The following is a 12,013-nucleotide window of genomic DNA, read 5'->3' on the forward strand; positions in this document are numbered from 1 at the left end:
GGAGGACGCTACGCCGAACCACTGACATGCCGCCCGTCCCTCGGCCCGAACGCCCGCAGCGCGTCGGCGTCGCTGTTGGCCGAGGTCACGTACTCCCGCGCCCACTCCCCCGCGCCGGGATAGGTGCTCGCCGTCGCGATCGAGGCGACCGCCACCTCGACGTCGACGGGCGTGTGCCGCAGCTCGACCTGCCCGTCCCGCAGGAGCACCCACGAACCGCCCGCGCGACCGTAGGGCATGCCGATGCTGCCGGGGTTGACGCACAGGCGCCGGTCGACGAGGCGCACGAACGGCATGTGGGTGTGGCCCATCACGACCGTCCCCACGTCGGCGTCGAGCCCACCGAGCACCTCGGCCCAGCGCTCCAGGGAGGAGTGGACGAGCACCACCTCCTCGTCGTCCCGCGGCGTGGCGTGACAGAACACGACACGGCCGAACCCGCGCACCGTCAGCTCGGCCGGGTGCGGCAGGCCGGCGAGCAGCGCGACGTCGTCGGCGCGCAGCTGGGACGCCGCCCACGGGGCCACCGGATCGGGGATGTCGGTGCCGCCGCCGCGCGCGAGCGCGACCAGCTCGCGGTCCGCGTTGCCGCGCACCAGCAGTGCCCGCTCGCCCAGGGACCGCAGGCGGTCCAGCACGGCGACGGGCTGTGGCCCGGCGGCGTGGTCGCCGGTCACGACGACACGGTCGGCGGCCACCACATCGGGCTCCGCGAGCACCGCCTCCAGCACGGGAAGCACCCCGTGGACGTCCGACAGGACCGCTACGGAACCGACCTCGCTGCTCATGCCTCGACCTTGGCGTGAACCGGCTCGCGCCGCCACCAGGGTCTGCCGCTGGCAGAACGGCAGCGCCGGAACACCTCCACGTCGGTCCGTGTTGGGATAGGCAAACGTGCTACCGCACGAAGCAGACCCTTAAGGATGTGCGCCTGATGACGTTCTTGAACTCCCTCTTCGGCCCTGGTTCCGGCTCCACGAAGACCACGATGGTCGCGCCCGAGGACGCCCTGCCCGGCCGCTCCGCGCCGCTGCTCCAGAACCCACGCCCGCACACGGTCCTCGGCTCGTCGATCACCGGTCCGTGGGAGCCCGGCACACGGGTGCTGTACCTGGCGATGGGCTGTTTCTGGGGCGCCGAGGAGATCTACTGGCAGGTCCCCGGTGTGGTGAGCACCGCCGTCGGCTACATGGGTGGGACCACGCCGAACCCGACGTACGAGGAGGTCTGCAGCGCCCGGACCGGCCACACGGAGACGGCGCTGGTCGGGTACGACCCCACCAAGGTGACCGAGGCCGAGCTGCTCAAGATCTTCTGGGAGCGGCACGACCCGACGCAGGGCTTCCGCCAGGGCAACGACGTCGGCACGCAGTACCGCTCGGCGATCTACTGGACGTCGCCGGAGCAGGCAGCGGCCGCCAAGGAGACCGCGCAGCGCTACGCCGAGGTGCTCAGCGCCAAGGGGTACGACGCGATCACCACGGAGATCGCCCCGGCCGCCGAGGCCGGACCGTTCTACTACGCCGAGGACTACCACCAGCAGTACCTGTCCGACGCCAAGAACCCGAACGGCTACCGCTGCCACGCGACGACCGGCGTCCCGTTCCCCGACGCCGCCTGACGGCCGGCTCCCCGCAGGAGGTCAGGCCTCCTGCGGGGGTGAGCTGCCCGTCGACCCGGTGGCGACGTAGACCGTGTTGCTCGACTCCCCACCCGTGACGGGATTCGCGAACGCGACGACGTGCGCCCACGTCGTGGCGAAGACCTGTCCGAGCGCGTCCTCGAAGGCGGCATCGGGCGGGTCGTCCGACCACAGCGCGAAGACGCCGCCGTCGGTCAGGTGCCGGGACAGCTGACGGACACCCTGGACCGTGTAAAAGGCCGCGTGGCTCGGGTGCAGCACGTGGCGTGGGGTGTGGTCGATGTCGAGCAGGATCGCGTCGTAGCGGCTCTCAGGCTCGTCTCGGACCAGCCGGAAGAAGTCGTCGTGGACGAGGCGGCACCGCGGATCACCGGCGAGTCCCCGGGTCTCGGGCAGCAGCTCGCGTCGGTGCCAGCCAAGGACCGGCTCCGCGGCCTCGACGACCGTCAGATCGGCGACCCGGGCATCGGCCAGTGCCGTGTGCGCGGTGTAGCCGAGGCCCAGGCCGCCGACAAGCACGCGCACAGGGTCCCGGTCGACGGTGTCCAGCGCCAGCGTCGCGAGCGCCTTCTCCGCGACCGTGAACAGGCTCGACATCAGGTACTCGTCGCCGAGACGAACCTCGTACACCTCGGCGGCAGCCGCGGGGTCGTACCGACGACGGAGGCTGATCTCGCCCAGCGGCGTGCGCTGCCAGTCGAGCTCCTCGAAGCGAGCCTTCAAGGCGTTTCCTCTCCTCCAGCGTCATGAACCACGGTCCGGGTGGGTCGCCCGGCCAACATACCGACTCGGTCAGGTCTCCTGCCCGGCGGACTGTCAGGGGGTCCGACTACTGTCCGCAGCATGATTCGAATGCCCCCGACCGAGACCTCCGTGACCGGCGAGGACTGGTACGGCCGTGACCTGTCCGGTGAGGACCACACGGCCACCCTGTTCGCCGACGTCGATCTGACGGAGGCCACGGGGACCGGCGCGACCTTCGACTCGTGCGTGTTCCGGGGCGTGCGCTTCAACAGCGCCCACCTCACGGAGCTCGCCTTCACGTCGTGCGTGTTCGACGCGTGCGTGTTCTTCGACGCGAAGCTGGAGCGCTGCAAGCTCGTCGGCTCCCAGTTCGCCGACTGCCGGTTCGACCTGCTCAAGGTCACCGGCGGCAACTGGTCCTTCACCGACCTGCACCGCGCGGCGCTGGCCGGCGCGGAGTTCGACGGCGTCCGCTTCCGCGAGGCCGACCTGGCCGGGATCAAGGCGTCCGGAGCGGTGCTCGTCGGCTGCGACCTGTCCGGGGCGGATCTGGAACAGGCCGACCTGACCAACGCCGACCTGCGCGGCAGCGACCTGTCGACGCTGGACCCGCTCTCGGCGAGGCTGACCGGCGCGGTGGTCGGCGAGGCGCAGGCGATCATGCTCGCCGAGACGCTCGGCCTGGTGGTCCGGCCGGACTGAGGGCCGGCGGCGCTGCCGCTCCGGCTGGTGATACCTCGGCTGGTGATATCGGTTCGATCGGACCCGGCGCACGGCCCTATGCTCGGGTCCGCTCGCACACGTACTGGGCTCACGCCCTCGAGGGACGAGGATCGATGATGATCAGCCGCGAACTGACCGACTGGAACCTGACGGCCACTGGTGGCCCCGTCCCCGCAGACCTCGCCGGGGTCGAGGTCCCCGCGACCGTCCCGGGCACCAACCACACGGCGCTCCTGGACCGCGGCCTCATCCCTGATCCGTACCTCGGCACCAACGAGACGTCGCTCGCCTGGATGAAGCGGGCCACCTGGCGGTACGCGACGGTCCTCGACGAGCCCGCCGCGGCCCCCGACGAGCGTGTCGACCTGCTCTTCGAAGGGGTCGACACGGTCGCCGGCATCTCGCTGGGCGGCACCGGGCTGGGCCGCACGGCCAACATGCACCGGTCCTACCGGTACGACGTCCGGTCGTTCGTCGGTGCACCGGCCGACCTGGTCGTCGACCTCGACTCCGCGCTCGAGACCGCCGAGGCCGAGGCGAACCGCATCGGGACCCGGCCCATGGCGTACGACCAGCCGTTCAACATGGTCCGCAAGATGGCGTGCTCCTTCGGCTGGGACTGGGGCCCCGACCTGCAGACCGCCGGCCTGTGGAAGCCCGTACGGGTGCAGCGCTGGCGGGTGGCACGCCTCGCACAGGTGGTCCCCCTGGCCACCGTGTCCGACGACGGCACCGGGCTGGTCGATGTCCGCCTGGAGGTCGAGACGTCCGGCCTGTCCGACGTCGGACAGCTCGTCGTCGACGTCTCGGTCGGTGACCGCGGCGTGGCCACCGAGATATCGGCAGGCTGGTCCGGCGGGTCCATGGACGTCCAGGTCGAGGTGCCCGACGCCGACCTCTGGTGGCCGGCCGGACACGGCGCGCAGCCGCTGTACCCGATCGTGGTGACCCTCTACGAGGGCGACGGTGAGGACCGCTCGAACCCGCTGGACTCGTGGTCCGGCCGGGTGGCGTTCCGCACGGTCGAGGTGAACCGCGACCGTGACGAGCACGGGACGGCGTTCACGTTCGTCATCAACGGCAAGCCGGTGTTCGTCCGCGGAGCCAACTGGATCCCCGACGACCACCTGCTCACCCGCATCACCCGCGAGCGTCTGGAACAGCGCGTCGACCAGGCGCTCGGCGCCAACCTCAACCTGCTGCGGGTCTGGGGCGGCGGCATCTACGAGTCCGACGACTTCTACGACGTCTGCGACGAGAAGGGCGTCATGGTCTGGCAGGACGTCCTGCTGGCCTGCGCCGCCTACCCGGAGGAGGCGCCCCACTGGGCCGAGCTCGAGGCAGAGCTGCGCGAGAACGCCGCCCGCCTCGCACCGCACCCGTCGCTCGTGCTGTGGAACGGGGGCAACGAGAACATCTGGGGCCACGAGGACTGGGACTGGAAGGAGCCGCTGGGCGACCTCACGTGGGGCGCCGGCTACTACTACGAGCTCTTCCCGAAGGTCCTGGCCGAGGTGGACCCGACCCGGGCCTACTCGGACGGGTCGCCCTACTCCCCCGGCTTCACGCCCGAGGAGACGCACCCCAACGACCCGGACCACGGCACCCACCACCAGTGGGACGTCTGGAACCGGGTCGACTACACGCACTATCGCGACGACGTGCCGCGGTTCCCGTCCGAGTTCGGCTTCCAGGGCCCGGCGACGTGGGCGACGATGCAGCGTGCCGTCCTTCCTGACAGCGCTGACGTACCGCCGGGGTTCAAGGAGTCCGAGGTCTTCCTGCTGCACCAGAAGGCGCTGGACGGCAACGGCAAGCTCGACCGCGGCCTGGCCCCGCACCTGGGCGTCCCCGAGGACTTCGCCGACTGGCACTGGGCCACGCAGCTCAACCAGGCGCGGGCCCTCCAGTTCGCCCTGGAGCACTACCGGTCGTGGTGGCCCCGTACCGCGGGCGCGATCGTCTGGCAGCTCAACGACTGCTGGCCGGTGACCTCCTGGGCCGCCGTCGACGGCGACGGCCGACGCAAGCCCCTCTGGTACGCGCTGAAGCACGCGTTCGCGGACCGGATGGTGACGGTGCAGCCGCGCGGCGCCGACCTCGTGGCGGCGCTCGTGAACGACACCGACGAGCCGTGGACCGGGCAGGTCGAGGCGGTCCGGACGACCCTGGGCGGCGAGCTGCTGGCGACGTCGGACACGGCGGCCGGGACGGTGACGGTCAGCCCGCGGTCGGTGGCCCACGTCCCGCTGTCCGGAGACCTGGTAGCGGTCGGCGACCCGGCGAACGAGGTGCTGGTCGTCACGCTCGGCGAGGCACGCGGGCTGCACCGCTGGGCGGAGAGCAAGGACCTCGCCCTCGACCCGGCCCCCGTGCGGACCACCGTGATCGAGGAGGACGGCGGCTACCGGGTGGACGTGACGGCGACGTCGCTGGCCCTCGGGGTGACGCTGCTGGCCGACCGCCTCGACCCGGACGCCCAGGTGGACGACCAGGTCGTCGACCTTCCAGCGGGCACGACGGCGGTGTTCCACGTGACGGGCCGCGGCCTCGACCCGGAGGCGCTGGTCGCCCGGCCGGTGCTGCGTACGGAGAACGACCTGGTCCGCACGGCGGGCTAGGGTCGGGCGGATTCGATGTCGGTGGCCGCACGTACGGTGTGGCCGAGGGGGCGGAAGGACACCACCATGAACGCGCTTGTCGAGGATTCCAGCTGGTCAGTGCTACGCCGCGACGGTGTCGCGGTCGTGGTGGCGCACCCGGAGGTGGGCCTGCCGCTGGTGCTCCACTGGGGTCAGGACCTGGGCGAGCTCTCGCCCGCTGATCTGCGGGCGCTCGACTCGGCGACCAGCCGCCAGACCGCTCCCGGCACGCTCGACGCGGCCTGGCGCCCGTCGCTGCTCCCGCAGGAGTCGGACGGCTGGTCGGGTCGGCCCGGTCTGCTCGTGGTGTCGGACGGCGTCACGCTCTACCCTCGCTGGGCCGTCACCGAGGCCGAGCGGGACACGGCGGAGCTGATCGTCACCGCACAGGACGCGCACCTGGGGCTCACGCTGCGGTCGCACCTGCAGATCGGCGCGGGCGGACTGGTGCTCCTGCGGCACGAGCTCCTCAACGACGGTCCCACCGTGGTCGACGTGCACTGGCTCGAGGCCACGCTGCCCGTGCCGCGGTCCGCTGACCACCTCACCCAGTTCACCGGCCGCTGGCCTCGCGAGAAGGTGCCGGTCACCACCGCCATGCCCGCCGGCAGCACGGCCCGCCAGACCCGTCGCGGCCGCTCGGGACACGACGCGCCCTGGGTGACCCTGGCGTCGTCCGGCACGCCGCGCAACCGTGCGGGCGAGGTGTGGGCCACCCACCTGGGCTGGAGTGCCGACGCCACGCACCGGGTGGACCACCTCACCGAGCACTCGACGCTGCTCGGTGCGGGCGAGCTCGTGCGACCCGGCGAGATCCGGCTGACGCCGGGCGAGACCTACCGCACGCCGGTCACGTACTTCGCGTGGTCGGCGGCAGGGCTGGACGGTGTCGCGGACCGGTTCCACACGTGGATGCGCGCGCGCCCGCAGCACGTGACGAGCCCTCGGCCGCTGGTGCTGAACACGTGGGAGGCCGTGTACTTCGACCACTCACCGGCCAAGCTGGAGCGGCTGGCTCGCCGCGCCGCGGCAGTCGGCGTGGAGCGTTTCGTGCTCGACGACGGGTGGTTCCACTCCCGTCGCGACGACACCACCGGCCTGGGCGACTGGGTGGTCGACCACGACGTCTGGCCCGAGGGCCTCGACCCGCTCGCCGGTCTGGTGCACGAGCTGGGGATGCAGTTCGGGCTGTGGTTCGAGCCTGAGATGGTCAACCTCGACTCCGACCTCGCACGCGCCCACCCCGAGTGGATCCTGTCCAACCCGGCAGCCGTCCCGTCGCCGGACGGCCTCTCGTTCCGCACGCAGTACGTGCTGAACCTCGCGAACCCCGACGCGTGGGAGCACGTGCGGTCGCAGATCTCGACCCTGGTGGCGCAGCTGGGGATCGACTTCATCAAGTGGGACCACAACCGCGACCTCGCCGAGCCCGTCCACGTCGGCACCGACGGTGCGGCCCGCCCGGGTACTCACGTACAGACCAGAGCCGCCTACGCGCTGATCGCACGGCTCAAGGCGGACCACCCGGGACTCGAGATCGAGTCGTGCTCCTCGGGCGGCGCCCGGACCGACCTCGGCATCCTCGAGGTCACGGACCGGGTGTGGGCATCGGACTCCAACGATCCCCTGGAGCGCCAGGACATCCAGCGGTGGACGTCACTGGTGCTGCCGCCCGAGCTGGTGGGGGCGCACGTCGGGCCGTCGCCGGCACACTCGTCGGGGCGGAGCACGGACCTGTCGTACCGGGTGGCCACGGCGTTGCAGGGGCACGCGGGCTTCGAGTGGGACCTGCTGACCTGCACCGACGACGAGCTGGTCGCCGTCGCCGCGTACGGGGCGCTCTACAAGGAGCTCCGGTCGCTGGTGCACACCGGGACCATGGTGCATGCCGACACGGTGGACCCGGCGCTGCGGGTCACCGGCTTCGTGTCCCCCGACCGCACGGCGGGCGTGTGGACGGTCGCGACGGTGGCGTCGCCGCGGGACGCCCTGACCGAACGGGTGCGGCTCGACGGGCTCGACCCCGCCCGGCGCTACAGCGTGCGGGTGCGCGACGAGGCCGGAGCGGCGAAGTGGCACCGCTGGATCACCCCGGGCTGGCTCGGCAAGGACGCGATGGACATACCCGGATCGGTACTGACCGGTGTCGGCCTGCAGCTGCCCACGCTCTGGCCGATGCAGGCCCTGATCATCCAGGTGGCGGCCACCACCCCGCCGGAGTAGTCCGTGCGCGGCCCCGCCTGACGATCGGGGCGACTACCGGTCCCACTACGAAGAGCGGGCGCCCGGCCGGCCCTCCACCCGGAGCCGAAGCTCATGGGACGGAGAACCTGCCGGACGCCCGCTCTACCAGCGGTCGCTCGTTGCGACGACTCGGTATGACGACAGCGTCAGCTACCGAGCACGCCCTTGCGGCGGAGCACGATCAGCGTCACGCCGCCACCCACGAGGGCCAGCGCGATCAGCGTGAAGCCGATGGCGGTGCTGGCACCGGTCGCGGCGAGCACGCCCGGCGCGTCGGTGGCTGCGGAGGGAGAGGGGGACGGCGTGACGTCGCCGTCGACCTCGTCGACCGGGGCGACAGACCCGTCGGTCGGCTCTTCGCCCGGCACGGTCGGCTCGACACCCGGCACGGTGGGCTCCTCGCCCGGCACGGTCGGCTCGACGCCCGGTTCGGTGGGCTCTTCGCCCGGCACGGTCGGCTCCTCGCCCGGCTCCGTCGGCTCTTCGCCCGGCTCCGTCGGCTCTTCGCCCGGCTCGGTGGGCTCTTCGCCCGGCACGGTCGGCTTCGGCGTCGGCTCGGTGGTGATGTCGACGTACACGAGCGCGTAGTGGCTGACGTCGCGGCCCCCGCCCCACGGGTAGGTGATCGTCACGCGATCGGTCGGCTCGCCCAACGTGACGAAGTACGCGCCGCCATCGCCCTCCTGGTTCTTGGAACCAGCCTTGACGCAGTATCCGGAGATCAGCTTGCCCGCAGGAGCCTCGACGGTGACCTTCTCGCTGTTCTCCTTCGGCTCCTCCTTGCCGGAGTCATAGTCTTCGCAGACCTGAGCATCCGGGAGGTACTTCTCGGTGTCGGTCGGCGTGGCGAATGCAACGGCGGGCGAAGCCATCAAGCCGGCGACGAGGAGCGCGGAGGCTCCCAAGACGGTCATCTTGCGCACTGAGCGCTCCTTCGGAACGGGGGTCTGGCCCGTGCCCGACATCGGGCACGACTCCCCGGAGCGTAGCGAGAATGTCGCAGATCGCCAATATGCCGTTATCTTACCGAAATACCTTACATAGGCTTGTATCGGAGCCTACCGTCCTTTGCCCTTTTTCTTCCCTTTGGGGGTAGGCCGCGCACCCTTGCCCCGTGGCACTCCGCCGCCGCTCCGCTGAACACCGCCGCGACCGCCGGCCTTCGCCCCGCCGCGCCCTCCGCCGGAGCGTCCGGCCGTTCCGCCCGAGCCGCCCTTCACCGGCTTCTTCCCTCCGGTCTTCGCGGACTTCCCGGCCGATGCGCCAGCGGCGCCGTCCACGGCCTGCCGGGTGGCCGGTCCACCCCGACCGCGCGAGCTGTTCACCGTGCGCCCCCGAACGATCCCGATGAGCTCCTCGACGAGGTCGGTGGTGCGGTCCGTGGGCCAGACCAGCCCCACAGGCGCCGTCGGACCGTCCACGAGCGGGCGGTAGGTCACGTCCTTGCGGCGGTGCAGCCGCGCGAGCGACATGGGCAGCACCGCCACGCCCACGTTCGCGGCGACGGTCGCCACGGCGTCGGCGGTGGTCGGGACCGGGCCCAGCGGGTTCCCGTCCGGGTCCACGGGCACGACGCCGGGCACCGGATGTGCGGCGAAGAGGACGTCGTCGGCAGGCACCCAGACGGGATCCTCGGTGATGTCAGCGGTGGACACCGCCTCCTCCTCGTCGAGGGCCGCGAGCAGGTGGTCCCGCGAGAAGCACACGACAGAGGTCTCCTCGTAGAGCGGGATGGCCGAGAACACCTCCTTGTCCACGGGGAGCCTGCCGATCGCGGCGTCCGCCTCGCCCGCCGCCAGCGCTGGGACGACGGCGGCCGCCTCCAGCTGCACCAGGTCGAGACGCACGTCAGGCAGCCGCTCGCGCCACACCGCCGCCCACTTGCCTGGCGACGCACCGGGCACGTAGGCCAGCCGGAAACGCGGCAGGCTCGGATCGGCATCAGCATCAGCATCAGCATCGAGGTCGGCGTCGTCCGCGGACGCCGGGCCGTCCACCGCCTCCGGCTCGGCGGTCGAGGGGTCGGCGGGGTCGCCGCCCGGAACGGGCGGTCCGACGTCGGGCAAGGGCTGGCTCACGTGCCAAGGCTACGGTCCCGGACCGACAGCGGCGGCTCGTCCGGTCCGCCCCGACCTGGTCCGGAGCGAGGCACCCGCGGATGAGCGGTGAGGATCACGCCCGCCATGGAGAGCGAGGAGGGCATGCCCCGATACCCTGGGAACATGAGTTCCTCCTTCGCCTCGCAGCGGTTCAAGCCGTCCAACGCCGCCAAGCGACTCGGCGTCTACCTGCCTGCCACCCCGCAGGAGTTCCAGGACAACCCGATCACGCGCGCAGAGCTCGAGGAGCTGGAGACCAACCCGCCCGAGTGGCTGGCCGATCTGCGCCGCAACGGCCCGCACCCGCGGCCCGTCGTAGCGGGGCGCCTCGGCATCTCGATCGCGGGCCTGGCGCGCGGCGGAATCACCGAGCCGCTGACCACCGAGCAGATCAACGAGCTGCGTGACGACCCGCCGGAGTGGCTGACCCAGGAGCGCGAGATCGCCGCCCAGGTACGCGCCGAGGAGGAGCGCGTCGAGGAAGCCCGGAAGGCGGCGGAGAAGAAGGCCCGCTCCGCACGGTGAGCCCCGAGGCGGACGCCGTCCTGGCCGAGCTCCTCCCGTACCCCGAGGACGGCTCGCGCGCCGACGGCCCCGTCGCCGTCGACGCCACGGACCGGTTGCTCCTCGACGAGGCCGCACCGCTGATCGCGAACGATCCCGAGCATGTGGTGGTTATCGGCGACCGGTTCGGCGCTCTCACCCTCGGCGCACTGGCGCTGGGGGCCCGTGCCGTCCGCGTGCACCTGGACGCGATCACCGCCGAGGCCGCGCTCTTAGACAACGCCTCGCGCGCGTCCCGCACCCTGTGGGCCGCGCACCGAGAGCTCGCCGAGAACGCGCCGACCCCGGACGAACCGGACCCGGTCGGGTACACCGTGCACGACGACCTCGGTCCCCAGCTGCTCGCGGGGGCGCGTCTCGTGCTGCTCCAGCTGCCGACGTCACTGGCGGAGCTGACCGAGATCACCGAGCACGTGGCCCGGCACGCCGACCCGGCGGTGACCCTGCTCGCGGGCGGCCGGGTCAAGCACATGACCCACGCGATGAACGACGTGCTCAGCGCCTCGTTCAGTCAGGTCACCGCGTCGCTCGCCCGGCAGAAGTCGCGGCTGCTGGTCGCGCGCGAGCCACGGTCCGACGTCGGGCCGCTCACCTATCCCGTCACCGCCCGCCTCACCGACCGCGAGATCCTGGACGCCATCGGTGCCCCGGAAGAGGCCAGGACGCCGGACGCCGGGCTGACCGTCGTCGCGCACGGGGCCGCCTTCGCGGGCGCCACGCTCGACCGGGGCACGCGCTTCCTGCTGGCCCAGGTCCACCGCTGGCCGGACCTGTCGGGCGCCGAGCCCCTCCCGACGAGCCCTACGGACCGCCCGGACCACGCGGACGGCCGGCCCGTCGCGGTCGACCTCGGCTCCGGCACCGGCATCCTCGCCACCGTCCTGGCACTGCGGTTCCCCGGCGCCCGCGTGATCGCGACGGACCGGAGCACTGCCGCCTGTGCCTCGACGAAGGCGACGCTCGCGGCGAACGGCGTCCGCGCTGCCGTCGTGCGGGGCGACGCCGGGGACCGGCTGCCCGTCCCCGACGGTTCGGCGGACCTCGTGCTGCTCAACCCGCCCTTCCACGACCGCGCCGCCGTGAGCACCGACGCCGCGCACCGGATGTTCGCCGCGGCAGGCCAGGTCCTGCGCGCCGGTGGCGAGCTCTGGACCGTCTTCAACACCGGGCGGCACTACCGCAACGCGCTGCAGCGCGCCGTCGGGCCGACGGAGCACGTGGCCCAGGACCCCCGGTTCACCGTGACCCGGAGTGTGCGGAAAGCACTTACAGACTAGTCAGTGAGTGGCCGTTAGCCTGGCTGGGCGCTCTCCCCGGGCGCAACGCACCGGCAGCACGCCCGGTCATCGCCGGCC

The 12,013-nt window shown here is 72.1% G+C and carries 10 protein-coding genes; 6 read left to right on the forward strand and 4 right to left on the reverse strand.

Translation table 11 applies throughout. From position 1 onward, the window contains the following. Window positions 1-8: 8 nt before the first annotated feature. Window positions 9-788: a metallophosphoesterase family protein gene (locus LUM46_RS21705; RefSeq protein WP_274996894.1), complete on the reverse strand. Its 780-nt coding sequence runs from the start codon at window positions 786-788 to the stop codon at window positions 9-11. Between the two features lie 146 nt (window positions 789-934). On the opposite strand from LUM46_RS21705, the gene msrA reads away from it, so the two are divergent. Continuing rightward, window positions 935-1,621, forward strand: a complete 687-nt coding sequence (gene msrA, locus LUM46_RS21710; protein WP_274996896.1) for a peptide-methionine (S)-S-oxide reductase MsrA — start codon at window positions 935-937, stop codon at window positions 1,619-1,621. Between the two features lie 21 nt (window positions 1,622-1,642). Here msrA and LUM46_RS21715 read toward each other — a convergent pair whose 3' ends face one another. Then, entirely contained in the window at window positions 1,643-2,365 is a 723-nt protein-coding gene (locus tag LUM46_RS21715) for a spermidine synthase (RefSeq protein ID WP_274996898.1), read from the reverse strand. A 120-nt stretch (window positions 2,366-2,485) separates the two neighbouring features. Between LUM46_RS21715 and LUM46_RS21720 the strand changes: the two genes are divergently transcribed. The 3 genes from LUM46_RS21720 (at window position 2,486) to LUM46_RS21730 (ending at window position 7,974) form a co-directional block, all read left to right on the forward strand. Beyond that, window positions 2,486-3,088 carry a pentapeptide repeat-containing protein gene (locus LUM46_RS21720; protein ID WP_274996900.1) on the forward strand — a complete coding sequence of 201 codons (603 nt, stop codon included), beginning with the start codon at window positions 2,486-2,488 and terminating at the stop codon, window positions 3,086-3,088. A 137-nt stretch (window positions 3,089-3,225) separates the two neighbouring features. Continuing rightward, the gene (locus LUM46_RS21725; protein WP_274996902.1) at window positions 3,226-5,730 is read left to right on the forward strand and encodes a glycoside hydrolase family 2 protein; all 2,505 of its coding nucleotides are present in this window, start codon (window positions 3,226-3,228) and stop codon (window positions 5,728-5,730) included. A 66-nt stretch (window positions 5,731-5,796) separates the two neighbouring features. Then, entirely contained in the window at window positions 5,797-7,974 is a 2,178-nt protein-coding gene (locus tag LUM46_RS21730) for an alpha-galactosidase (RefSeq protein WP_274996905.1), read from the forward strand. A gap of 167 nt (window positions 7,975-8,141) precedes the next feature. Here the strand turns inward: LUM46_RS21730 and LUM46_RS21735 are convergent, their stop codons facing one another. Together LUM46_RS21735 and LUM46_RS21740 are read right to left on the reverse strand one after the other, a co-directional pair. Then, the gene (locus tag LUM46_RS21735) at window positions 8,142-8,918 is read right to left on the reverse strand and encodes an LPXTG cell wall anchor domain-containing protein (RefSeq protein WP_274996907.1); all 777 of its coding nucleotides are present in this window, start codon (window positions 8,916-8,918) and stop codon (window positions 8,142-8,144) included. A gap of 135 nt (window positions 8,919-9,053) precedes the next feature. Beyond that, entirely contained in the window at window positions 9,054-10,073 is a 1,020-nt protein-coding gene (locus LUM46_RS21740) for a LysR substrate-binding domain-containing protein (protein WP_274996910.1), read from the reverse strand. Between the two features lie 144 nt (window positions 10,074-10,217). Here LUM46_RS21740 and LUM46_RS21745 point away from each other — a divergent pair, with 144 nt between their 5' ends. Further along, window positions 10,218-10,619 (forward strand): DUF5997 family protein, encoded by a 402-nt coding sequence (locus LUM46_RS21745; RefSeq protein ID WP_274996912.1) that lies wholly within the window; start codon window positions 10,218-10,220, stop codon window positions 10,617-10,619. Next, the gene (locus tag LUM46_RS21750) at window positions 10,616-11,935 is read left to right on the forward strand and encodes a class I SAM-dependent methyltransferase (protein ID WP_274996914.1); all 1,320 of its coding nucleotides are present in this window, start codon (window positions 10,616-10,618) and stop codon (window positions 11,933-11,935) included. The genes LUM46_RS21745 and LUM46_RS21750 overlap by 4 nt, the downstream gene beginning before the upstream one ends. The last annotated feature ends 78 nt before the right edge of the window (window positions 11,936-12,013 follow it).

The organism is Promicromonospora iranensis, from assembly GCF_028994805.1.
In the GTDB taxonomy this organism is placed as follows: domain Bacteria; phylum Actinomycetota; class Actinomycetes; order Actinomycetales; family Cellulomonadaceae; genus Promicromonospora; species Promicromonospora iranensis.